Genomic DNA, 22,630 nt, shown 5'->3' on the forward strand with positions numbered 1-22,630 from the left:
ATGACGCAGCTCATCGAGCGGCCGTCGTGGTCCGGTGACGCCGAGCCCGACGAGCCGGGGCGGCCGGCGGGGGAAATCGCCACGATCACCACATTGTCGATGGTGCAGGCCATCAACCGCGCGCTCCGTGACGCCATGGCCGCTGACGATCGCGTGCTGGTGTTCGGTGAGGACGTTGCACAGTTGGGTGGGGTGTTCCGCGTCACCGACGGGCTGCACGAAACCTTCGGCGAAACAAGGTGTTTCGACACGCCGCTGGCGGAGTCCGCCATCGTCGGCATCGCGATCGGCATGGCGATCCGGGGCCTGGTGCCGGTACCGGAGATCCAGTTCGACGGGTTCGCGGCCCCGGCGTTCGACCAGATCGTCAGCCACCTTGCGAAGTACCGGATGCGTACCCATGGCGATGTCGACATGCCGGTGACCATCCGCATCCCGTCGTTCGGCGGTATCGGTGCGGTGGAACACCATTCGGAGTCGACCGAGTCGTACTGGCTGCACACCGCCGGGCTGAAGGTCGTCATCCCGTCGACGCCGTCGGACGCCTACTGGCTGCTGCGCGAGGCCATCTCGTCCCGCGACCCGGTGATCTTCCTGGAGCCCAAACGCCGGTACTGGACCAAGGGTGAGCTGGACACCAGTCGGCCGGCGCCACCCATCGGGCAGGCCGCGGTGCGGCGCACCGGGCGCGACGTCACCGTCATCACCTACGGTTCGCTCGTCGACACCGCATTGGCCGCAGCGGATCTCGCCGACGGCCATGACCTGGAGGTCATCGACCTGCGGTCGCTGAACCCGCTCGACTTCGACACCATCGCGGCATCGATCCGCAAGACCGGACGCGCGGTGATCATGCACGAGGGGCCGCGCACCCTGGGGTTCGGCGCCGAACTGGCTGCCCGGATCTCCGAAGAACTCTTCTATGACCTGGAGGCACCCGTGTTGCGCGCCACCGGATTCGACACGCCGTATCCGCCGGCCCGGCTGGAGAAACTGTGGCTGCCCGGTGTCGACCGGCTGCTGGACTGCGTGCACAAGGCGATGAGCCAGCCATGACCGCGACACACGACTTCCTGGTCCCCGACCTGGGTGAGGGATTGGAAGACGCCACCATCACGTCGTGGGCCGTGGCGGTGGGGGACACCGTCGAACTCAATCAGGTGTTGTGCACCGTCGAGACCAACAAGGCGGCGGTGGAGATCCCCAGCCCGTACGCCGGCGTGGTGACCGAACTCGGTGGGGCCGAAGGGCAGACGCTCGCGGTGGGCGCCGTGCTGGTCCGCATCGCCACCGACGCGCCGGCGGCCGCAGAGCCCGCCGAGCCGAAAGCCGAGCAGCCGAAAACCGAAGTGCCGAAGGCCGAGGAGCCGAAAGCTACTTCGCCACAACGCAAACCCGTGCTCGTGGGCTACGGCGCGGACGCCGATCTCGATACCACCCGCCGCCGGCCCCGGGCCAAGCCGCGGGTGCGCAAGCTGGCGGCCGACCTGAACGTCGACCTGACCGGGGTGGCGCCGTCGGGCCCGAACGGCATCGTCACGCGCCAGGACGTGCTGGCCTCGGCGCACCAGACCGGCGACACCGACTTCGTTCCCGTCAGCGGCGTGCAGGCCGAGATGGCGCGCCGGATGGCGATGTCACGCAAGGAGATACCGGACGCGCACGCATCGGTTCAGGTCGACTGCACCGAGTTGCTGCGGGTTCGCGACACCCTGGCCGGTGCCGATGCCACCGTCACACCGTTCGTGCTGACGCTGCGGCTGCTGACCATCGCGCTGCGGCACCACCGCGAGTTCAACGCCACCTGGGTGCCGGCCGAACACGGCGCGAGCGTGCACCTTCACGAGTCGGTGCACCTCGGCATCGGTGTTGCGACATCGCGTGGGCTGCTGGTGCCGGTGGTCCGGGACGCCGAGCGACTCTCCACCCGCGACCTGGCCTGGGCGGTGGACGGACTGATCCGTTCCGCTCGCGACGGCACGCTGAAACCCGTTGAACTGCATGGCTCGACGTTCACCGTGTCGAACTTCGGCGCGCTGGGTCTGGACGAAGGCGTCCCCGTCATCAACTATCCGGAGGCGGCGATCCTCGGCATGGGGACACTCAAACCGCGGGCCGTCGTGCGCGACGGCGAGGTGGTGGCGCGACCGACCATGACGCTCACGTGCGCCTTCGACCATCGGATCGCCGACGGCGCCGGGGCGGCCGCCTTGCTCGGCGAATTGCGGGCGCTCATCGAGGCGCCCGAACTCGCGCTCCTCGACGCCTAGAGCTGATCAGCGCTGCTTGGCGGCAGCCAGGCGGGCGGCGAATTCCGGTGACTCGATCGACGCCGCCTGCGGGACGATCTCGATGTCGACCGCCTTCGCGTGCTGCTCGTGGTCCAGGACGCCGGGATGGTCCGTCGCGCGCATCGAGGCCTTGGTCGCCAGCACCACCTCACGCGGCGCCGCCGCCGGACCGGCGGCCAACGCCAACGCCGCGGCGACGGGATCGTCGGCGACCTCGAGCGCCAGGCCGTGCCGCAATGCGGCGTCGGCGTCGAACTTCATGCCGAACAACAGCGCCGCCCGCGCCGCCTGCGGACCGATGGCCCGCTGCAGCATCCAGGTCGCGCCGCCGCCCGGGTGAATCCCGAGCTTCTGGAACCGTGGGTCGAAGACCGCCCCGGGCCCGGCGATCCGGACATCGGCGGCGAGCGCGAGGTTGAGCCCGGCACCGACGGCCGGGCCGTTCACCGCGGCGATGGTCGGCAGCGTGCAGTCGGCCACCGCGAGGAAGCCGTCGTAGATGACCCGCAGGCCGTTGACCGTCGCGGCGCCGAGCGCGGTCAGGTCGGCGCCGGCGCAGAACGCCTTCCCGGCGCCGGTCACGACCACGGCGTGCACGCCATGGTCGGCCTCAGCGGCGTTGATCGCGGCCCGCAGGCCGGCGGACATCTCCGCGGTCACCGCATTGCGGCGGTCGGGATCGTTGACCGTGATGAGCGCGACGCGGTCGATGACCTGCGTCAGTACGAGATCGGACACCGCCTCAGCCTATGGCTTGTGTTTCGACTCACGTGAGTCAAAACCTTTACCCACGGCTGTATCTGCGAAACAACTGTGTGATTCCTTTGGCTATGCAGGTTGAGAGGCGTACGGAGTTCATGTTGAAGCGTTTTGCTGTGGTTGCTGCTGTGGGCATGGTGCTCCCGTTCGGGGCAGCGACCGCTGCGTACGCCGACCCTGCGCCTGTCGGTGACGAGGGCCCGCCGCCGGACACCGGTGTGGTGGCGTCGGAAGAACCGGCGACGGTCACGACGCCCGACGGCTGGGTGCTCACCGTCGTTGCCAAGAACGAGACCGAACTGCCCGTCGCACCGCTCACCACCGCGGTCAGCTCGCGTGAATACCTGGTGGGCGGCACATTCACCGGGACCGTGACCGGCAAGGGCAAGACCACCCTCAACGGTGGCACGCTGGAGGCCGGCTACCAGATCGGTTGCGGTATCGAGCTGGGCCAGGTGCGTCTGGTCGGGTCGATCGGTATCGCCACCTCCGGGTCGACGCTGGCCGGCCTGCTGCCCACCGGCGTGAGCGTCCCGATGTCGGGCACCGTGGAGATCCACCCGAAGCCGGGCACCGTGACCCAGGTGCCGGTCGACAAGAAGTCCTTCAAGTCGGCGCCGGTGCGCATCACGCTCAAGGACACCCACGTCAAGGTCGACGGTTGCGTCGGTCAGTCGTTCCTGCGGTCGTACGCGGTGCTGACCAGCTCCACCTCGGACACCGACGACATCGTCGCCTACTACGGCGTCACGAAGTCCGTCTGACCCGAGCCGCACGCCGTTCCGGCGCGCAGAGCACCCCCGACCGGGCACAATGCCCGGGTCCGTAGAAGGGGGAGCATGAGCGACGACGCCGAATCGCCGGCCATGCGGCAGCGCGTCGAAGACCGCTACCGGCAGCTGGCCGAGCTGCGTCAGCTGCGGCCCATCGTCGCCGTCGTGAACCGCTTCACCGAGATCGACGGCGGCACGCTGGGCACCGTGGTGTCGGTGCAGCTGTTCACCACGGTCATCCCGCTGGCGATCATCGGCTTCAGCTATCTCACCGGGTTCGCCGACAGCGCCAGCCCCGGCGTCGTGGTGAGTCGGCAGCTCGGTCTGGCGTCGCCGCTGACCGACCATGTCCGCGCCGCCTTCGGCCGCGCGTCGGGTCTGCGGTCCAACTGGACGTTCTTCGGTGTCGCGAGCTTCCTGGTGTGGGGCATCCCGATGTCGATGACCATTGCCGGCATCTTTGCCAAGGCCTGGCGCCGCGAACCGTTCGGCTGGGGCGGCAAGCTGTGGCGCGGCGTGACGTGGTTCGTCCTGTATCTGACGATGATCGGGGTCCGGGAGCGGATCGCGTTCGGTGCCGAGCACCACGGGTGGAGTCAGATTCTGCTCTTCGCGGTGTCGCTGATCCCGGTCTGGATCTTCTGGACGATCACGCCGGCGCTCCTGGTGCGCGATGGCGGCCGCGCCTGGCGTGCGCTGCTGCTCGCGGGCTTGGCGGGCGTCGTCATCGAGGGCACCATCCTCCCGCTGGCCGCCCGGATGATCTTCCCGCCGCTGCTGCGCGGGTGGGACGACTTCGGACCGATCGGTGTGGCGATGGCGCTGCTCACGTGGTGCGGCATCAGCGGCGCCGGCTGGGTCGTCACGGCGTGCGTCGGCGCGGTGCTGTGGGAGCGGACGGCGCCGTCGCGCACGGTCATCGAGGCCGAGACGGATGAGCGCCCCTGTCGGACTTCGGTTGATGGGTGACGGATCTGTTTCGGTTGATCCTTGACACTCGTGTTGGTGGTCAGGCCTGTTCGCGGGTGCGGCAGGCCTTCTTGTTTCGTACCGCCCCGGTGCTGTTGCGGGCTGCGGTTTTGACCAATTGCTCACCGACCCAGAACCTCAGCAGGTCCCCGTCGACATGAACGTCGCAGCGTTGCCCGGCCCAGTGCCTGCCGATACTGACCTGCTGCCACGACACGCACACCACCCCGTTGGTGGTGACCCGCCGCGAGACCCAATCTGAGCCCTGGCGCTGGTGCTCGCGCGCAGCCGTGGAGTTCGAGGGCGCCGCCGCCGGCGCTGATGCGGTGAACCGCTGAGCTGGGGTGTCCATCTTCAGGGACTGGTGCGGCCGGGCGGTGTTGTACTCGATCACCCACTCATCGAGCGCCTGCTGCGCCGCCTTCAAATTGGGGAAAGGTGCTGCGGTAGAAAGGAATTCCGCGCGCAGACTCCGGTGAAACCGCTCGATCTTGCCTGTAGTGGTCGGCGAGCGCGGCTGGGTCAACAAGTGCTCGATGCCGTGCTCGCGGCAGATCGCATCAAAGAGCACCTCCACCGGTGGATGGTTGAACCGGCCGGTGAACACCTTGCCGTTGTCGGTCAGGATCTGTTCTGGTGAGCCGTAGGTCGCCAACGCACCGCGCAGTCCATCGCACACCGCGCGGGTGCGCTCGCGAGTCATCAGCCGGGCGCACACGCACATCCGGGAGTGGTCGTCGATCCCGGTCAAGGCCTTGGCGCTGGTCCCGTCGGCCAGCGGGAACCCACCGACGACATCCATCTGCCACAACTCCATCGGCGCGCCCCGCTCCCAGCGTTTCCACTTGCGGGCCCGCCGGTCGCGCAACCGCGGATCGATCAACCCCGACCGCACCAACGCCCGGTACACCGCCGACTCCGAGGGCACCGGTGACACCTTGCGTTTGGTCAGCTCGAACACCAACCGCCGCGGCCCCCAATACGGACGTGAGCGCCGCAACTCCAGCACCGCCGCTTCAACCTCGGCTGACATCTGATGCGGACACGACACCGGCCGATGCGACCGATCAACCAACCCGTCCAAACCCTCGGCCTCATACCGGGCCAACCAGGCATGCACCGTCTGACGCGACACCCCCGCCTTCTCGGCCGCCTGCGTCACCGACAACCCATCACTGATCACTGCCAGCACCGTCTGATACCGCTGCTCAGCCACGCTCAACTCCCTCATTCAGGGAGTGTCAAGGATCAACCGAAGCAGGAGTAAAGCATCAGCCGAAACACTGTCAGGCATCACCCGACAGAGAAATGTCAGCCATCAACCGACGTAATACAACGGATGAGCGCCCCCGACAGGACTCGAACCTGCAACCTACGGAGTAGAAATCCGCTGCGCTATCCATTGCGCCACGGGGGCACGTAAACGATACGCAACCGCGCAGATGTGAAGGCAACGCACTCGCCATAGCCCGATGACGCCGCTGCACAGTGGCCATGGCAACAGCCGTATTGCCCGCGCTGTGTCCGGCGGCGGACTAGCGTTAGGGTCCAGCGCTGGGCAACGACGGAGGAGAGCGACAGCCATGAGCGACGTGCCGGACTTTGACACGGCCGGGTTGCCCGAAGAGTTGAGTGCGGTTGATCAGTTGATGCATCGCGGGGAGGCCAATCCGCGCACCCGGTCCGGCATCATGGGCGTGGAACTGCTGGACGTCACCCCGGATTGGGAGCGGTACCGCGCGGGGTTCGAGCAGGCGTCCCGCAAGGCCATCCGTCTGCGGCAGAAGGTCGTGATGCCGAGTCTGCCGACGGCGGCGGCGCGCTGGGTCGTCGACCCCGACTTCAATCTGGATTTCCACGTGCGGCGCGTGCGGGCCCCCGGCGCGGGAACGTTGCGTGAGGTCTTCGACTTCGCCGAGCTGGCGCTGCAGTCGCCGCTCGACATCTCGCGTCCGCTGTGGACGGCCACGTTGGTCGAAGGGCTGGCCGGCGGTGGCGCCGCGAACATCGTGCACATGAGCCACGCCGTCACCGACGGTGTGGGCAGCATGGAGATGTTCGCGAACCTCTACGACCTCGAGCGCGATCCCGCGCCGCGGCCGTCGGCGCCGTTGCCGATCCCCGAAGACCTGTCGCCGAACGACCTTGCGCGCCAGGGCATCAACGCGTTGCCGAAGGGCATCGCCAACAACGTGCTCGATGTGACGCGCGGTGCGGCCGGGCTGCTCGGGCGCATGATGCGCGACCCGGCCGACGCGGTCGGCGGGGTGGTCGACTACGTCCGGTCGAGCCGACGGGTGATGACGCCCGCGGCGCCACCGTCGCCGGTGCTGCGGCGGCGTGGTCTGGCGTCGCGCAGCGAGGCGATCGACATCAAGTTCGGCGATCTGCACAGGGCGTCCAAGGCCGCCGAGGGCTCCATCAACGATGCCTATCTCGCCGCGCTGTGCGGCGCGCTGCGCCGCTACCACGAGGCCAAGGGCATCCCGGTGGCGACGCTGCCGATGGCGGTGCCGGTGAACGTGCGCTCCGACTCGGACCCCGCGGGTGGCAACAGGTTTGCGGGGGTGAACATCGCCGCGCCCATCGGCGTCGTCGACCCGCGCAAGCGCATCCAGAAGGTGCGCGCCCAGATGACCCGCAAGCGCGAGGAGCGCGCCATCGAGGTGGTGGGTGTCGTCGCGCCGTTGCTGAACCTGGTGCCGGACCCGCTGCTCGAGTCCATGGCCGGCTCGGTGGTCAATTCGGATGTGCAGGCCAGCAACGTGCCCGGCCCGCCGATGGACACCTACATCGCCGGCGCAAAGGTGCTGCGGCACTACGGAATCGGGCCCCTGCCCGGTGTCGCGATGATGGCGGTACTCATCTCGCGCAGCGGCTGGGTCACCATCAGTACCCGCTACGACCGGGCGTCGATCAACGATCCCGAGCTGTGGGCCCGCTGCCTGCTCGACGGATTCAACGAGGTGCTGGCCCTGGGCGGGGACGGCCGGGCCATTCCGGCGTCGTTCGCGCTGTCGGACGAACAGGCCGAGCCGGCAGTGAACGGGGGTGCCGCACAATGAGTTCGGACGACGACTACGCGGGCGAGTTCCGCAACGCCCGGCTGCCGGGCTCGGTGGCAGAGATTCTGGCCAGCCCCGAGGGGCCGGAGGTCGGCGCGTTCTTCGACATGGACGGCACCCTGGTCGCCGGGTTCACCGGCGTGATCATGACGCAGGACCGGTTGCGCCGCCGCCAGATGGGCGTCGGTGAGTTCATCGGCATGGTGCAGGCCGCGGTGAACCATCAGCTGGGACGCGCCGAGTTCGAGGACCTGATCGGCCGGGGCGCACGGATGCTGAACGGCAATTCGCTCAGTGACCTCGACGAGCTGGGGGAGCGGCTGTTCATCCAGCACATCAAGAAGCGGATCTATCCCGAGATGCGCGAGCTCGTCCGCGCGCACCAGGCGCGCGGGCACACCGTCGTGCTGAGCTCGTCGGCGCTGACGGTCCAGGTGGAACCGGTGGCGAACTTCCTGGGCATCAAGAACGTGCTGTGCAACAAGTTCGAGACGAACGAGGACGGACTCATCACCGGTGAGGTGGTCCGGCCGGTGCTGTGGGGGCCCGGAAAGGCCAACGCCGCACAGCATTTCGCGGCGAACAACGGTGTCGACCTGGCGAAGAGCTACTTCTATGCCGACGGCGACGAAGACGTCGCCCTGATGTACCTGGTCGGCAATCCGCGGCCCACCAATCCGGCGGCGAAACTGGAATCGGTTGCGGCCAAGCGTGGTTGGCCGGTGCTGAAGTTCTCCAGTCGCAGTGGGAGCAGCCCCATCGCACAGCTGCGGACCTTCGCCGGTATCGCGTCGCTGGCGCCGGTCGCCGCCGGTGCGCTCGGGCTCGGGCTGTTGACCGGCAGTCGGCGCACGGGCGTCAACTTCTTCACGTCGGCGTGGAGCAAGGCGTTGATGGCGACCCTGGGCATCGACCTGAACGTGCTCGGCGCGGAGAACCTGCGGGCGCAACGGCCCGCGGTGTTCATCTTCAACCACCGCAACCAGGCGGACCCGATGATCGCCGGCGCACTGGTGAGCGACAACTTCACCTCGGTGGGCAAGAAAGAGCTGGAGAGTAACCCGATCATGGGCACCATCGGCAAGGTGATGGACGCCGCGTTCATCGACCGCGATGATCCCGCCTCGGCCATCGAGAGCCTGCACAAGATGGAAGAGCTTGCCCGCAAGGGCCTTTCGATCCTGATCGCACCGGAGGGCACGCGCCTCGACACCACCGAGGTCGGTGAGTTCAAGAAGGGCCCGTTCCGGATGGCCATGGCCGCGGGTATCCCCGTCGTGCCGATCGTGATCCGCAACGCGGAGGTGATCGCCGCGCGCGATTCGTCGACCTTCCACGCGGGCAAGGTCGATGTCGTCGTGTACCCGCCGATCTCGGTCGAGGACTGGACCCTGGACGACCTGTCGGAGCGCATCGCGGAGGTGCGTCAGCTCTATCTCGACACCCTCCGAAAATGGCCGCACGACAAGGTGCCCGACGCCGCGCTGTACCACCGGACCGCGGCGCCGGCCGAACCTGATGAGTCGCCCGACGACAGCGGTGATGCGCCGCGCAGCGCCAAGGGCCGACGGTGAAGCACACCGCGGACGACCTCGCCAGCTTCGACCCGACGGACGACGCGCTGGTGCTGACCGCGGTCGGCTCGGCTGCCGAATGGGACCTGCTCAACGACTGGCTGGCGCACCAGCGTAAGCAGCACCCGGATACCCGCCTCGAGGTGCTCCGGTTGCCGACCGAGGGGGAGCCCTCGCCCGGCACGCTGGCCCGCCTGGTGGAGCTGCTCGGCGCCGACGAAAGCCGGTCGGTGGTACCCGTCCGGGTGTTCTGGGTGCCCGCCGGGCTGCCGACGCGCTCCAAGATCGTGGGGTTGATCTCGGGCCGCGACCGGTACCGGCCACCGGAGCTGCTGCAGCGCCGCATCCTGCGCAAGGACCCGCTGCGGGCCCGGGTGGTGGCCGGTGAGCCCGCCACGGTTGCGCAGTTGCGGCAGCAGTGGAAAGACACCACGACCGCCGAAAACCCCAGGGAATTCGCCCGTTTCGTGCTGCGCCGGGCCCAGCTCGCCATCGAGCGGGTGGAGCTGCGGCTGCTGGGGCCCGAGTACAAGTCACCGCGGCTGGTCAAGCCCGAGGTGCTGGCGTCGGCGCGGTTCCGGGAGGGCCTGGAGAAAATCCCCGGCGCGACGGTCGAGAAGGCCGGCGAGATGCTCGACGAGCTCTCGACGGGCTGGAGCCGGTTCTCCGTCGACTTCATCCCGAAGATCGGGCGCGCCATCTTCAGTCGCGGTTTCGACCCCAACGTGGACTACGACCGCGAGCAGGTCGAGGCCATGCGGCACGCGCTGGAGCTGCACCCCGCCGTCCTGCTGTTCTCGCACCGGTCCTACCTCGACGGCGTGATCGTGCCGGTGGCGATGCAGGAGAACCGCCTGCCACCGGTGCACACGTTCGCCGGCATCAACCTGGCCTTCGGCCTGATGGGGCCGATCTTCCGGCACTCCGGCGTCATCTTCATCCGGCGCAACATCGCCGGCGACCCGCTCTACAAGTACGTGCTCAAGGAGTACGTCGGGTACATCGTGGAGAAGCGCTTCAACCTCAACTGGTCCATCGAGGGCACCCGCTCCCGGACCGGAAAGATGTTGCCGCCCAAGCTCGGTCTGCTCGCCTACGTCGCCGACGCGTACTTCGACGGCCGCAGCGAGGACATCCTGCTGCAGCCCGTCTCCATCAGCTTCGACCAGCTGCACGAGACGGCCGAGTACGCCGCGTACGCCCGCGGCGGCGAGAAGACCCCCGAAGGCCTGAGCTGGCTCTACCACTACATCAAGGCACAGGGCGACCGGAACTTCGGCAAGATCTACGTGCGGTTCCCCAAAGCGGTGTCGATGCGCGAACAGCTGGGGCCACCGGACGGTGAGATCGCCAACGACCCGGCAGCCAAACGCCTTGCGCTGCAGAAGATGGCGTTCGAGGTGGCCTGGCGCATCCTGCGGGCCACCCCGATCAACGCCACGGCGCTGGTGTCGGCGCTGCTGCTGACCACCCGCGGTCTGGCACTGACGCTGGATCAGCTGCACCACACCCTGCAGGACGCGCTGGACTACCTTGAGCGCAAACAGATTCCGATGACCAACTCGGTCCTGCGGCTGCGCACGCCGGAGGGAGTCCGGGCCGCGCTCGATGCGATGTCCGGCGGGCATCCGGTGACGGCGGTCGACAGTGGCCGGCAGCCCGTCTGGTACATCGCGCCGCAGGACGAACACGAGGCCGCGTTCTACCGCAACACGACCATCGACGCGTTCCTGGAGACCGCCATCGTCGAGTTGGCCATGGCACACGCGGCCAAGGCGGAATCCGATCCGGTGGAGGCCTTCTGGTCGCAGGTGATGCGGTTGCGCGACCTGCTCAAGTTCGAGTTCTACTTCGCCGACTCGGCATCCTTCCGCGAGCACATCGTGGAGGAGATGTCGTGGCAGGCCAATTGCGAGCAGCAGTTGGCCGAGGGCGGCGAAGCCATCTACGCGATGCTGCGGGCCAAGCGCCCGATCATCGCCGGCGCGATGCTGCGGCCGTTCCTGGAGGCCTACGAACTGGTTGCCGACGTCTTGCGGGGTACGCCGCCCGACATCAGTGAGAAGGACCTGACGAAGCGGGCCCTCGGCGTCGGCCGGCAGTACGTTGCACAGGGCCGGATTCGCAGCAACGAGTCGGTGTCGGCGCTGCTGTTCACGACGGCACGGCAGGTGGTCGCCGACCAGAAGCTGCTCGAGGCGGCGCCTGATCTGGAAGAGCGGCGCACGGCGTTCCTCGCCGAGCTGCGGGCGATCCTCGCGGACCTGGCGACCGTCGACTCGATCGGCTGGATCAAGTTCGACGTCCGGGAGCTGCAGCGGCGCAAGGCCAAGAAGGCCATCGACGTCATCGAGGCCGAGTAACCCCATCCCGGGTTATCCACAGTTCGCGATTCATCCACAACCGGCGCCGCTCTGGGAGCGGCGCCGGTTCTTTTGTCGGTGCCTGACGGGTCAATGGACGCACAGGCCGACGAGAACGCCGGCAACACCGAATTGGATGGAGAAGCACATGTTCGAGACACCGATCACCGTGGTCGGCAACGTCGTCACCGACGTGGTCGCGCGCCGGGCCGGGGAGAGCAACGTCGCCACGTTCCGGATGGCGAGCAATTCCCGGAAGAAGACCGAGGACGGCTGGGAGCCGGGCAACTCGCTGTACGTCACCGTCAACTGCTGGGGCCGGGTGGCCGACGGGGTGGCGGGCCGGCTGTTCAAGGGCGACCCGGTGGTGGTCGTCGGTCACATCTTCACCAACGAGTACCTGGACAAAGAGGGCAACCGGCGGTCGTCGATGGAGGTCAAGGCGACGTCTGTCGGTCCGGACATGGGCCGGTGCCAGGTCAAGATCGATCCCCGGCGGCCGAACCCGGTCGAGCAGGAGCCATCGCAGGCGGAGCCCGAGGCCGGCCCCGAGTCACCCGAACCCGAGAATTCCGGCGCGCTGGTGCTGTCGGCATAGGGGAAATGCCGGGGCGCCTCACGAGGCCCATCGCGGGGCGCCCCGACCGCGCCATCGGGCGATTTGGCGGCTTGCCTAGGATGGTCAGCGAGTTTTCGCAGGGCCGCGCCACTTCCAGTGAGCCGGGGCTCGCGCTACGAGAACGCTTCGACGAACAGCCAACGAAAGGCATGACGACGGCATGGCCGAATTCATCTACACGATGCGCAAGGTCCGCAAGGCGCACGGCGACAAGGTCATCCTCGACGACGTCACCCTGAACTTCCTGCCCGGCGCGAAGATCGGTGTCGTCGGCCCCAACGGCGCCGGTAAGTCCAGCGTCCTGAAGATCATGGCCGGCATCGACAAGCCCAACAACGGCGACGCCTTCCTGGCGCCGGGGGCCACCGTCGGCATCCTCATGCAGGAGCCCGAACTCGACGAGACCAAGACGGTGCGGGAGAACGTCGAGGCCGGTGTCGCGGTCAAGGCCAAGCTCAACCGGTACAACGAGGTCGCCGAGCTGATGGCCACCGACTACACCGACGAGCTCATGGAAGAGATGGGCAAGCTCCAGGAGGAGCTCGACGCCGCCGACGCGTGGGACATCGACTCGCAGCTGGAGCAGGCCATGGACGCGCTGCGCTGCCCGCCGCCGGACGAGCCCGTCACCCACCTGTCCGGTGGTGAGCGCCGCCGTGTCGCGCTGTGCAAGTTGCTGCTGAGCAAGCCCGACCTGCTGCTGCTCGACGAGCCCACCAACCACCTGGACGCCGAGAGCGTGCTGTGGCTGGAGCAGCACCTCGCCGACTACAAGGGCGCCATCCTCGCCGTCACCCACGACCGGTACTTCCTGGACAACGTCGCCGAGTGGATTCTCGAGCTCGACCGCGGCCGCGCCTACCCGTACGAGGGCAACTACTCGACGTACCTGGAGAAGAAGGCCGAGCGTCTCGAGGTTCAGGGCAAGAAGGACCAGAAGCTGCAGAAGCGCCTCAAGGACGAGCTGGCCTGGGTGCGTTCGGGCGCCAAGGCCCGGCAGGCAAAGAACAAGGCGCGCCTCGGACGCTACGAGGAGATGGTCGCCGAGGCCGAGAAGACGCGGAAGCTCGATTTCGAGGAAATCCAGATTCCGACGCCGCCGCGTCTGGGCAATGTCGTGGTGGAGGTCGACAACCTGAAGAAGGGTTTCGACGATCGCGTCCTGATCGAGAACCTGTCCTTCACCCTGCCGCGTAACGGCATCGTCGGCGTCATCGGCCCGAACGGTGTCGGCAAGTCGACGCTCTTCAAGACCATCGTCGGTCTGGAGCAGCCGGACGCCGGTACCGTGAAGGTCGGCGAGACGGTCAAGCTGTCGTACGTCGACCAGAGCCGCGCGGGCATCGACCCGAAGAAGACGGTGTGGGAGGTCGTCTCCGACAAGCTCGACTACATCGAGGTCGGCCAGAACGAGATTCCGTCGCGGGCCTACGTGTCGGCGTTCGGCTTCAAGGGACCCGATCAGCAGAAGCCGGCCGGTGTGCTCTCCGGTGGTGAGCGCAACCGCCTGAACCTGGCGCTGACCCTCAAAGAGGGCGGCAACCTGATCCTGCTCGACGAGCCGACCAACGACCTGGACGTGGAAACGCTGTCTTCGCTGGAGAACGCGCTCGAGCAGTTCCCCGGTTGCGCCGTGGTCATCAGCCACGACCGCTGGTTCCTCGACCGCACCTGCACCCACATCCTCGCGTGGGAAGGTGACGACGAGGACGAGGCCAAATGGTTCTGGTTCGAGGGCAACTTCGGTGCCTATGAAGAGAACAAAGTGGAACGACTTGGAATCGAAGCGGCGCGTCCGCACAGAGTGACCCACCGCAAGCTGACTCGCGACTAACGTCGCACGTACGTGCCGATTGGGGCACGACGGCGCGACGTCAGGAGCAAGTCGGATGACGGAAAATCGGGGCGGACTCAGCGGCACGACGCGGTCCGCCGGTGCGGACGGCAACGCTGGTCTCGCACGGGCATATCTGCTGACCTACCGCGGCCCCAGCGATGGTTCGCCGGCCGACGGTGGGGTCACCGCCCCGATCGACGTCGCGATGGCGACCCGCGTGTCGCCGGAGTTGCTGGCGGCGCACTATCGCCTCGGTCATCGCCGGTCGACGGGGGAGACGCTCGTCGCGATCTACTCCGCCGACGATCCCGGTCGCTTCGGCCCGGCGCTGCAGATCGTCACCGATCACAGCGCGCTGCTGATGGATTCGGTGATGGTGCTGCTGCATCGCATCGGTGTCGCCTACACCGCGATCATGAGTCCCGAGTTCCGGGTGCGGCGTGATGCGGCGGGCGAGGTCGTGGCGATGGGTCCGGCGGGTGACCCCAGCGCCCCGGCCGACGGCGTCGACGAGACCTGGATCCATGTGCAGCTGGCGACCATGGGTGACGGCAAGGCCGTCGCCGAGGCCGCCGCTGTGCTGCCGCACGCCCTGACCGACACGCGGGCCGTGGAACTCGATACGCCGGCGATGAACGCCGCGCTCGTCGGGTTGGCCAATGCGCTCGACGCCGACCACAACGGCCGGTTCCCCGGCTACGACCGGCGTGACGTGGCGGCCCTGCTGCGCTGGCTGGCCGACGGGCACTTCGTCCTGCTGGGCTACCAGCAGTGCACCGTAGAGGACGGGCAGGCCCAGGTGGACCCGGCGACCCGGCTCGGCGTGGCCAAGCTGCGTACCGACGTGCTGCCGCCGCTCGCGGGCGACGACGAACTGCTGGCGGTGGCCCAGGCCACCATGCCGAGCTACCTGCGCTACGGCGCCTACCCGTACATCGTGGTGGTCCGCGAGAGCGCGGGGCCGAACGGGCCGGCGCGTGAGCACCGCTTCATCGGTCAGTTCACCGTGACCGCGGGTAACGCCAATGTGCTTGAGATTCCCTTGATCTCACGTCGGGTCAACGAGGCATTGGCCTTGTCCCAGGGGGATCCGAGCCGGCCCGGGCAGCTGATGCTCGACATCATCCAGACCATTCCGCGCTCGGAGCTGTTCTCCCTGACCGCGCGCGACCTCGTCGCGATGGGCAAGTCCGTCATCGACCTGGGGTCGCGGCGGCGCGCGCTGCTGTTCCTGCGCGCCGACAAGCTGGCCCACTTCGTGTCGTGCCTGGTGTACCTGCCGCGCGACCGCTACACCACCGACGTCCGGCTGGCCATGCAGGACATCCTGGTGCGCGAACTCGGCGGCGAGAGCATCGAGTACACCGCCCGGGTCAGTGAATCGCCCTGGGCCGTCGTACATTTCACCGTCCGGCTGGGCGAGTCCGCCAGCCCCACGACCATCGACACGTCGGCCGCCAACGAAACCCGTATCCAGGGTCTGCTGACCGAGGCCGCCCGTACCTGGGGCGACCGCCTGATCGGTGCGGTCACGCCCGGCACCATCACCCGCGCCGAGGCCGAGCACTACGCGGTGGCGTTCCCCGAGGTCTACAAGCAGGCGTTCACGCCGGCCGGTGCCATCGAGGGCATCAGCATCATCGATCAGCTGCAGGACGACAGCGTCAAACTGGTGCTGGACTATCCCGAAGCCGGGCCCGACGACGACGGCACCGCCCAACTCACGTGGTATCTGGCCGGCCGATCGGCCTCGCTGAGCGAGCTGCTGCCGATGCTGCAGTCGATGGGCGTGGTGGTGCTGGAGGAGCAGCCGTTCAACGTCGTGCGCGCCGACGGCATGCCGGTGTGGATCTACCAGTTCAAGATTTCCCGGCACCACTCCACCGTCGACGCCCCGGAAGCCGAACGCGAAGTCATCGCCACCCGCTTCGCCGACGCGGTCACCGCCATCTGGCAGGGCAAGGTGGAGATCGACCGGTTCAACGAACTGGTGCTGAGCGCGGGACTGACCTGGCAGCAGGTGACGATCCTGCGGGCCTACGCGAAATACCTGCGGCAGGCGGGTTTTCCGTACAGCCAGTCCCACATCGAGACGGTGCTGCGTGACAACCCGGCCACCGCGAAGTCGCTCGTCGAGCTCTTCGAGGCGGTGTTCGACCCGACCGGGGCCGACGCGGCGGATCGCGCCCAAACGGCCGCGGCCGCCGTTGCCGCGGACATCGACGCCCTCGTGAGCCTCGACACCGACCGCGTGCTGCGGGCGTTCGCGGCGCTCGTGCAGGCCACCCTCCGCACCAACTACTACGTGACGGCGCCGGGCTCGGCGCGGCAGCGAAACGCGTTGTCGTTCAAGCTCAACCCGCAGCTCATCGACGAATTGCCGCTGCCCAGGCCCAAATACGAGATCTTCGTCTACTCACCGCGGGTCGAAGGCGTGCACCTGCGGTTCGGCAATGTGGCCCGCGGCGGCCTGCGCTGGTCGGACCGGCGGGAGGACTTCCGCACCGAAATCCTGGGCCTGGTCAAGGCACAGGCGGTGAAGAACGCCGTCATCGTGCCCGTCGGCGCCAAGGGCGGCTTCGTGCTGAAGTCACCGCCCGCTCCCACCGGTGACGCGGCTGCCGATCGCGATGCCCTGCGCAACGAAGGCGTCGCCTGCTACCGGCTGTTCATCGCCGGCCTGCTCGACGTCACCGACAACGTCGAGACGGCCACCGGCGCTGTCGTGCCGCCGCCGCAGGTGGTGCGCCGCGACGGCGACGACGCCTACCTGGTGGTCGCCGCCGACAAGGGCACCGCGACGTTCTCGGACATCGCCAACGATGTCGCCAAGTCATACGGCTTCTGGCTCGGCGACGCGTTCGCCTCCGGTGGTTCGGTGGGTTACGACCACAAGGCGATGGGCATCACCGCCAAGGGCGCGTGGGAGTCGGTCAAACGGCACTTCCGCGAGATCGGGCACGACACCCAGACCCAGGACTTCACGGTCGTCGGTGTCGGCGACATGAGCGGCGACGTGTTCGGCAATGGCATGTTGCTGTCCAAGCACATTCGCCTCGTGGCGGCCTTCGACCACCGGCACATCTTCCTGGACCCGAACCCCGATGCGGCCCGTTCGTGGATCGAACGTGACCGGATGTTCAAGCTGCCCCGGTCGAGTTGGGACGACTACGACAAATCGCTCATCAGCGAGGGCGGTGGCGTCTACAGCCGTGACCAGAAGTCGATCCCGATCAGCCCGCAGGTGCGCGCGGCGCTGGGTCTGGCCGCCGACGTCACCGAGCTGACCCCGCCGGCGCTGATGAAGTCGATCCTGCTGGCGCCGGTCGACCTGTTCTGGAACGGCGGTATCGGCACCTACATCAAGGCCGAGACCGAGTCGGACGCCGACGTCGGTGACCGCGCCAACGACGCCATCCGGGTCAACGGAAATCAGGTGCGTGCCAAGGTGGTCGGCGAGGGCGGCAACCTCGGTGTGACGCAGCGCGGCCGCATCGAGTTCGATCTGGCCGGCGGCCACATCAACACCGACGCCATGGACAACTCGGCGGGCGTGGACTGCTCCGACCACGAGGTCAACATCAAGATTCTGGTCGACGCACTGGTGACCTCGGGCAAGGTCGCGGCCGCCGAGCGCACCGACCTGCTGATGTCGATGACCGACGAGGTGGGCCGGCTTGTGCTGGCCGACAACATCTCTCAGAACGACCTGATGGGCACCAGCCGCGCCAACGCCGCCAGCCTGCTGCCGGTGCACGCCGCCCAGATTCGCAATCTGGCCGCCGAACGCGGCCTGAATCGCGAGCTGGAGGCGCTGCCGTCGGACAAGGAGATCCGCCGGCGGATGGAGACCGGGCTGGGGCTGACCTCGCCGGAGCTGGCCACCCTGATGGCGCACGTGAAGCTGGCGCTCAAAGAGGACGTGCTGAACAGTGATCTGCCCGACCAGGAAGTGTTCGCCGGACGACTGCCGGACTACTTCCCGGAGGAGCTGCGGGACCGGTTCGCCGCGGATATCCGGTCGCACCAGCTGCGCCGGGAGATCATCACCACGATGCTGTTGAACGACCTCGTCGACACCGCGGGCATCACCTACGCGTACCGCGTCGCCGAAGACGTCGGCGTGGGGCCGGTCGACGCGGTCCGCAGCTATGTCGCGGTGGACAAGATCTTCCGGGTCGGCGAGGTGTGGCGGAACATCCGGGCGGCCGGCCTGGCAGGTGTCCCGGTGGATGTCACCGACCGCATGACGCTGGACCTGCGTCGCCTCATCGACCGGGCCGGGCGCTGGCTGCTGAACTACCGGCCCCAGCCGCTGGCGGTGGGCGCCGAGGCCAACCGGTTCGCGGCGAAGGTGACCGAGCTCACCCCGCAGATGGCGCAGTGGCTGCGTGGCGACGACAAGGCCATCGCCGAGACCGATGCGGCGCAGTTCGTGGCCGCCGGTGTCTCGCCGGACCTGGCGTACATGGTGGCCACCGGTCTGTACCAGTACAGCCTGCTGGACGTCATCGACATCGCCGACATCGCCGAGCGTGAGCCCGCCGAGGTCGCGGACACGTACTTCGCGCTGACGGACAACCTGGGCATCGACAACCTGCTCACCGCGGTCTCCGAACTCAGTCGCAATGACCGCTGGCATTCGTTGGCGCGCTTGGCGATTCGGGACGACATCTACGGGTCCATCCGGTCGTTGTGCATCGACGTGATGGCGGTCGGCGAGGTCGACGAGACCGGCGAGCAGAAGATCCACGAGTGGGCGTCGACCAACAGTTCCCGGGTGATGCGGGCCCGGCGGACGCTGACCGAGATCCTGGGTGACGAGGTGCGTGACCTGGCGACCCTGTCGGTGGCCGCGCGGCAACTGCGGAGCATGACCACGAGAACGACGGGAACGGGCAATCAGGGATGATGGGCGGGTGACTGAACGCTTCACGACGCCGGTGCCGGTGCGCTGGTCGGACATCGACATGTATCAGCATGTCAACCACGCCACCATGGTGACCATCCTCGAGGAGGCGCGGGTGCCGTTCCTCACCGAGCCCTTCGCCGAGGACGTCGCCACCACCGGCCTGCTGATCGCCGAGGTCAACGTGAAGTACAAGGACCAACTGCGCCTTGTCGATTCACCACTGCAGGTGACCATCTGGACCAACCGGCTGCGTGCCTGCGACTTCACGCTGGGCTATGAGGTGCGGTCGGCGCAGGCCGATCCGGATTCCAAGCCGGCCGTGATCGGGGAGACCCAACTGGCCACCTTCAACATCGAGCGACAGATGCTGGTGCGCATCGCCCCGCATCAGCGGGAGTACCTGCAGCGTTTCGCGCGATGAGCAGGGTGCACCGATGAGCGAGCGGGGTATCTGGCTTGCCGACGCCGCCCAGGCGCAGAACCTGGCCACCTTCGTCGAGCGCGTGCTGCGTCTCGACGAGGCAGCCGTGGTGCGGTTGCGGGCGCGCGGCGAGGGCGTCGTCGTTGCCTGGGCGGCAACAGGTTTCGAGGTGCTGGCCGCGCGTGTGGTGAACGGGCGGGTGTCGCCGTCCGACCTCAGCGCCGGGGCCGACGCGTTGAGTCGCGAGCTGCCCGGCTCGGGCCGGATCGATCCGGGATTCGCGATGGACTCGGCGTGGCGTGGCGCGTTGCCGCCCGACGACGGCTTCAGCCACCTCGATGATGTGCCGGCGGCCGCGGTGCTCGAGCTGTTCCAGCGCGGCGTCGAATTGGCCAAGGAACACAGCGGGCCGCAAGGTCCGCCGCCGTCACTGCTGGACCAGGACGTCCTCACCGTCAGCGCCGGTGACACCGAGGTGGGCATCCCCATGCGGTGTGTATTCGCCTTGACCGCCATGGGTTTCGTACCCGATCCGCTGCCCGAGAACGAGGTGGTCCGGGTCCGGGTGCATCCGACGTGGCCGCGCATCGACGCGCGGTTCGGATCGGTGTACCGCCGCCGTGGTGGCCCGATCCTGCTGTCGCCCTAGGGCTGGGCTGGATCGGGCAAGCGCGAATCAGTGCTTGCGGACGACGTGCTCGGCTTTACCGGGCTTCCACACCGTGATGTCGAGGTGTCCGTCTGCCACTTCGACCGCGGACGCCCCGACCAGGTTGGCGCGATAGCAGTGCTCGAACTCCTGGCCGCGGATGTCGAAGCCGGTCTGTTCGTACAGTGCCTCGGCGAACCGCCGGTGCAGGGCCTTGTCCTGCACGTCCTCCACGACACCCCACAACTTCGCATCGCCATCACCGACGTGGGTGTCGACCGTCGCGGTGTGCAGGCAGAAGCGCGGATCACGGGCGAGGTCGTCGAACTTCGTGGTGTGCGGCATGCCCGAGATCCACAGTTCGTCTTCGAAGAACCGTGGCTCCATGGGGCTGATGCGCGGAAATCCGTCCGAGCGCAGCGTGCCCAGCATGCACAGGTTCCCGGTGGCGGTATGTCGGCGGACGAAGGTGGTTGCGATTCGCGGCGCGACGTCCGCGAACTCTTTCCAACTGGTCATGTTCGCGACGGTAGTCCGCGGCGCGCGGCCTGAAAACCCTCCAGAGGACTCAGTCCAGATCCGTCAGCTCGCAACGAGAGCGTCGTGCCAGCGTTGGGTATCGGTGATCTGGACCAGTCCGACGACCTTGCCGTCCCGGATGGTGATGTCGTGGACGAACGCCGCTGAATACTGCTTCCCGGTGGCGCGGCTGCTGCCTCGGTAATAACCGAACGCGATGATGCGTTCGTCGTCGATGACGACGAATTCGTCTGGCTGGGGCGTAATTTCGAAGTGGGTGGCCGCCTCGCCCCAGACCTTCGACAACATCGTCTCGGGGCTGTCGACGTCGCCGCCCAATCCGAACGGCATGCCCGCGCTGACCCGGCCGGTGAAGTCGGGGTGTAGCAACGCCGCGAGGCCGGCGGGGTCATGCGCGGCGAATGCCGCGTACAGGTTCGTCGCTATGTCGCTGGGTGTGCTCATGGTGATCTCCCTCGGGACGAAACCAGCGCGTCGGACTGGTTTTAGAGTGATTGCTCTAAAACCGTATTAGAGCATATCCTCTAATACATGGGAAGACCGCCGCGGCATTCTGCGGACGACTTCGTGGATGCCGCGATCCGGCTATTTGCCGAAGGCGGCGTGCGGGCGCTCACGATGAATGCGGTGGCCCGCGAAATCTCTGCCCCGAGTGGGTCGATCTACCACCGGTTTCCCGACCGGGCAGCACTGTTGGCTGCCGTCTGGTTTCGTACCACCGGCGACTTCCAGCGTGGCTATCTCGATGTCCTCGGGAATCCCGTCACGCCCGCCGGCGCCGTCGACGCCGCGGTCTGGATCGTCGACTGGTGTCGCACACACCTAGCGGAAGCTGTTGTGCTGCAGGCCGGGGTGCGTGCGTTCGATCCGGACGAGTGGGCGGAGGCAGCCCGAACGGATTTGGCGGTGCGGGACGAGAACAGCAAGCGCGACATCGACAAGGCAATTCGACTACTGGCCAAAACATCTGGCCGTCCTGTCGATCAGATCGCGTTCGCATTGCTCGATCTGCCGCTGGCCGCCGTCCGGCGCCATCTGCTCGCCGGCGAAGTACCGCCCAAGCGGACCGGCAAGCTGGTGCGGGACATGGTCGGGCTGCTGCTCGGCGTTGCCGGCGACTAGCCGGCCAGACTCGTCAGCGCGACGTCAAGGTTAGGCCGGCCGGTCCGCCGTCAGTCAGGGATGGTCGCGTATGCCCGGACCGGGAAGGTGCCGAACCCTTCGATCCGCGGTGGGACGGCGGTGAAGCGGGCGCCGCGGGCCGGTACCGACGCCAGGTTGGTCAGGTGCTCGACGACGTGAATCCCGTTGCCCAGCAGCGCGGTATGGATGGGCCGTCGGCCTTCGGCCCCCGGGCCGGCGTCGTCGATGTTGACGGAGTCGATACCGACGAGCGCGACCCCGCGGCTCACCAGGAGCTCGGTCGCGCCCTCGGAGAGAAACGGCGCGTCGACGGCGTAGGCCGGGGTGCCGAAATATCGATCCCACCCGGTGTCGATCAGCACCGCACAGCCGGCTTCGATGTCATCGGGCAGCTCGGCGGCGGCGACCGCGCGTGCCGTGACGTCCCGACGGTGCACGACGATCGTCGGCAGGTCCACCAAGGTGTTCAGGTCGAGGCCGGCCAGGTCGGCGCCGTTCTCGTAACGGTGAAACGGGGAGTCGAGGTAGGTGCCGGTGTTGCCGACCATCGTGATCGCGCCGATCGCGAATTCGGTGCCGGCGGCATAGACGTCGCGGGATGCCTCGCGGGTCAGGTGGTCGCTGATCGACGGTGCCGGCAGCCCCGGATAGGTCACCAGCCCCGCACGAATGGTGTGAGACAGATCGACGAGCATGGTGGGCCTTTCCCGCGCGG

The 22,630-nt window shown here is 67.7% G+C and carries 18 protein-coding genes and 1 tRNA gene; 13 read left to right on the forward strand and 6 right to left on the reverse strand.

Annotated elements, in window-relative coordinates; translation table 11 throughout:
• Both ACZ5IQ_RS08090 and ACZ5IQ_RS08095 read left to right on the forward strand, forming a co-directional pair.
• On the forward strand, positions 1-1,056 hold the full coding sequence (locus ACZ5IQ_RS08090) for an alpha-ketoacid dehydrogenase subunit beta (RefSeq protein ID WP_406784730.1): 1,056 nt from the start codon (positions 1-3) through the stop codon (positions 1,054-1,056).
• A complete protein-coding gene (locus ACZ5IQ_RS08095; protein ID WP_406784731.1) occupies positions 1,053-2,270 on the forward strand; it encodes a dihydrolipoamide acetyltransferase family protein in 1,218 nt (405 codons plus the stop codon). Before ACZ5IQ_RS08090 ends, ACZ5IQ_RS08095 begins: the two co-directional genes overlap by 4 nt.
• 6 nt (positions 2,271-2,276) lie before the next feature.
• Here the strand turns inward: ACZ5IQ_RS08095 and ACZ5IQ_RS08100 are convergent, their stop codons facing one another.
• A complete protein-coding gene (locus tag ACZ5IQ_RS08100; RefSeq protein WP_212812363.1) occupies positions 2,277-3,029 on the reverse strand; it encodes an enoyl-CoA hydratase in 753 nt (250 codons plus the stop codon).
• 119 nt (positions 3,030-3,148) lie between these two features.
• On the opposite strand from ACZ5IQ_RS08100, the gene ACZ5IQ_RS08105 reads away from it, so the two are divergent.
• On the forward strand, positions 3,149-3,814 hold the full coding sequence (locus ACZ5IQ_RS08105) for an MspA family porin (protein ID WP_212812362.1): 666 nt from the start codon (positions 3,149-3,151) through the stop codon (positions 3,812-3,814).
• Positions 3,815-3,889: 75 nt separating this feature from the next.
• Positions 3,890-4,792 carry a hypothetical protein gene (locus ACZ5IQ_RS08110; protein ID WP_212812361.1) on the forward strand — a complete coding sequence of 301 codons (903 nt, stop codon included), beginning with the start codon at positions 3,890-3,892 and terminating at the stop codon, positions 4,790-4,792.
• 40 nt (positions 4,793-4,832) lie between these two features.
• On the opposite strand, the gene ACZ5IQ_RS08115 is transcribed toward ACZ5IQ_RS08110, so the two are convergent.
• Both ACZ5IQ_RS08115 and ACZ5IQ_RS08120 read right to left on the reverse strand, forming a co-directional pair.
• Complete coding sequence (locus tag ACZ5IQ_RS08115) at positions 4,833-6,023, reverse strand: IS481 family transposase (protein WP_212813116.1); 1,191 nt, start codon at positions 6,021-6,023, stop codon at positions 4,833-4,835.
• Positions 6,024-6,136: 113 nt separating this feature from the next.
• Positions 6,137-6,209: transfer RNA gene (locus ACZ5IQ_RS08120), tRNA-Arg, on the reverse strand.
• A 166-nt stretch (positions 6,210-6,375) separates the two neighbouring features.
• Between ACZ5IQ_RS08120 and ACZ5IQ_RS08125 the strand changes: the two genes are divergently transcribed.
• From ACZ5IQ_RS08125 to ACZ5IQ_RS08160, 8 genes are all read left to right on the forward strand, one after another.
• Entirely contained in the window at positions 6,376-7,857 is a 1,482-nt protein-coding gene (locus ACZ5IQ_RS08125) for a wax ester/triacylglycerol synthase family O-acyltransferase (RefSeq protein WP_212812360.1), read from the forward strand.
• Positions 7,854-9,431 carry an HAD-IB family hydrolase/lysophospholipid acyltransferase family protein gene (locus ACZ5IQ_RS08130; RefSeq protein ID WP_212812359.1) on the forward strand — a complete coding sequence of 526 codons (1,578 nt, stop codon included), beginning with the start codon at positions 7,854-7,856 and terminating at the stop codon, positions 9,429-9,431. The genes ACZ5IQ_RS08125 and ACZ5IQ_RS08130 overlap by 4 nt, the downstream gene beginning before the upstream one ends.
• Positions 9,428-11,794: a glycerol-3-phosphate 1-O-acyltransferase gene (locus tag ACZ5IQ_RS08135; protein WP_212812358.1), complete on the forward strand. Its 2,367-nt coding sequence runs from the start codon at positions 9,428-9,430 to the stop codon at positions 11,792-11,794. The genes ACZ5IQ_RS08130 and ACZ5IQ_RS08135 overlap by 4 nt, the downstream gene beginning before the upstream one ends.
• Before the next feature lie 148 nt (positions 11,795-11,942).
• Positions 11,943-12,392 (forward strand): single-stranded DNA-binding protein, encoded by a 450-nt coding sequence (gene ssb, locus ACZ5IQ_RS08140; protein WP_212812357.1) that lies wholly within the window; start codon positions 11,943-11,945, stop codon positions 12,390-12,392.
• A gap of 181 nt (positions 12,393-12,573) precedes the next feature.
• Positions 12,574-14,247: an energy-dependent translational throttle protein EttA gene (gene ettA / locus ACZ5IQ_RS08145; RefSeq protein ID WP_212812356.1), complete on the forward strand. Its 1,674-nt coding sequence runs from the start codon at positions 12,574-12,576 to the stop codon at positions 14,245-14,247.
• Positions 14,248-14,302: 55 nt separating this feature from the next.
• Positions 14,303-19,162 (forward strand): NAD-glutamate dehydrogenase, encoded by a 4,860-nt coding sequence (locus ACZ5IQ_RS08150; RefSeq protein WP_464481104.1) that lies wholly within the window; start codon positions 14,303-14,305, stop codon positions 19,160-19,162.
• 7 nt (positions 19,163-19,169) lie between these two features.
• Positions 19,170-19,583 carry an acyl-CoA thioesterase gene (locus ACZ5IQ_RS08155; protein ID WP_020102240.1) on the forward strand — a complete coding sequence of 138 codons (414 nt, stop codon included), beginning with the start codon at positions 19,170-19,172 and terminating at the stop codon, positions 19,581-19,583.
• Positions 19,584-19,596: 13 nt separating this feature from the next.
• On the forward strand, positions 19,597-20,232 hold the full coding sequence (locus ACZ5IQ_RS08160; protein WP_464481105.1) for a DUF8010 domain-containing protein: 636 nt from the start codon (positions 19,597-19,599) through the stop codon (positions 20,230-20,232).
• A 27-nt stretch (positions 20,233-20,259) separates the two neighbouring features.
• Here ACZ5IQ_RS08160 and ACZ5IQ_RS08165 read toward each other — a convergent pair whose 3' ends face one another.
• Both ACZ5IQ_RS08165 and ACZ5IQ_RS08170 read right to left on the reverse strand, forming a co-directional pair.
• Entirely contained in the window at positions 20,260-20,751 is a 492-nt protein-coding gene (locus ACZ5IQ_RS08165; protein WP_346414340.1) for a pyridoxamine 5'-phosphate oxidase family protein, read from the reverse strand.
• A gap of 63 nt (positions 20,752-20,814) precedes the next feature.
• The gene (locus tag ACZ5IQ_RS08170; RefSeq protein ID WP_346414341.1) at positions 20,815-21,216 is read right to left on the reverse strand and encodes a nuclear transport factor 2 family protein; all 402 of its coding nucleotides are present in this window, start codon (positions 21,214-21,216) and stop codon (positions 20,815-20,817) included.
• A gap of 87 nt (positions 21,217-21,303) precedes the next feature.
• Here ACZ5IQ_RS08170 and ACZ5IQ_RS08175 point away from each other — a divergent pair, with 87 nt between their 5' ends.
• Complete coding sequence (locus ACZ5IQ_RS08175) at positions 21,304-21,894, forward strand: TetR/AcrR family transcriptional regulator (RefSeq protein ID WP_346414342.1); 591 nt, start codon at positions 21,304-21,306, stop codon at positions 21,892-21,894.
• A gap of 50 nt (positions 21,895-21,944) precedes the next feature.
• Here ACZ5IQ_RS08175 and ACZ5IQ_RS08180 read toward each other — a convergent pair whose 3' ends face one another.
• The gene (locus ACZ5IQ_RS08180) at positions 21,945-22,610 is read right to left on the reverse strand and encodes a cyclase family protein (protein ID WP_212812350.1); all 666 of its coding nucleotides are present in this window, start codon (positions 22,608-22,610) and stop codon (positions 21,945-21,947) included.
• Positions 22,611-22,630 lie beyond the last annotated feature (20 nt).

The organism is Mycobacterium toneyamaense (assembly GCF_055384815.1).

What these genes read in the sequence shown, in the direction of transcription:
- ACZ5IQ_RS08125 (WP_212812360.1), top strand. Translation starts at nt 6,376, where the DNA reads ATGAGCGACGTGCCGGACTTTGACACGGCCGGGTTGCCCGAAGAGTTG.
- ACZ5IQ_RS08130 (WP_212812359.1), top strand. Translation starts at nt 7,854, where the DNA reads ATGAGTTCGGACGACGACTACGCGGGCGAGTTCCGCAACGCCCGGCTG.
- ACZ5IQ_RS08105 (WP_212812362.1), top strand. Translation starts at nt 3,149, where the DNA reads ATGTTGAAGCGTTTTGCTGTGGTTGCTGCTGTGGGCATGGTGCTCCCG.
- ACZ5IQ_RS08165 (WP_346414340.1), bottom strand. Translation starts at nt 20,751, where the DNA reads ATGACCAGTTGGAAAGAGTTCGCGGACGTCGCGCCGCGAATCGCAACC.
- ACZ5IQ_RS08160 (WP_464481105.1), top strand. Translation starts at nt 19,597, where the DNA reads ATGAGCGAGCGGGGTATCTGGCTTGCCGACGCCGCCCAGGCGCAGAAC.
- ACZ5IQ_RS08110 (WP_212812361.1), top strand. Translation starts at nt 3,890, where the DNA reads ATGAGCGACGACGCCGAATCGCCGGCCATGCGGCAGCGCGTCGAAGAC.
- ACZ5IQ_RS08115 (WP_212813116.1), bottom strand. Translation starts at nt 6,023, where the DNA reads ATGAGGGAGTTGAGCGTGGCTGAGCAGCGGTATCAGACGGTGCTGGCA.
- ssb (WP_212812357.1), top strand. Translation starts at nt 11,943, where the DNA reads ATGTTCGAGACACCGATCACCGTGGTCGGCAACGTCGTCACCGACGTG.
- ACZ5IQ_RS08150 (WP_464481104.1), top strand. Translation starts at nt 14,303, where the DNA reads ATGACGGAAAATCGGGGCGGACTCAGCGGCACGACGCGGTCCGCCGGT.
- ettA (WP_212812356.1), top strand. Translation starts at nt 12,574, where the DNA reads ATGGCCGAATTCATCTACACGATGCGCAAGGTCCGCAAGGCGCACGGC.
- ACZ5IQ_RS08170 (WP_346414341.1), bottom strand. Translation starts at nt 21,216, where the DNA reads ATGAGCACACCCAGCGACATAGCGACGAACCTGTACGCGGCATTCGCC.
- ACZ5IQ_RS08090 (WP_406784730.1), top strand. Translation starts at nt 1, where the DNA reads ATGACGCAGCTCATCGAGCGGCCGTCGTGGTCCGGTGACGCCGAGCCC.
- ACZ5IQ_RS08180 (WP_212812350.1), bottom strand. Translation starts at nt 22,610, where the DNA reads ATGCTCGTCGATCTGTCTCACACCATTCGTGCGGGGCTGGTGACCTAT.
- ACZ5IQ_RS08095 (WP_406784731.1), top strand. Translation starts at nt 1,053, where the DNA reads ATGACCGCGACACACGACTTCCTGGTCCCCGACCTGGGTGAGGGATTG.
- ACZ5IQ_RS08175 (WP_346414342.1), top strand. Translation starts at nt 21,304, where the DNA reads ATGGGAAGACCGCCGCGGCATTCTGCGGACGACTTCGTGGATGCCGCG.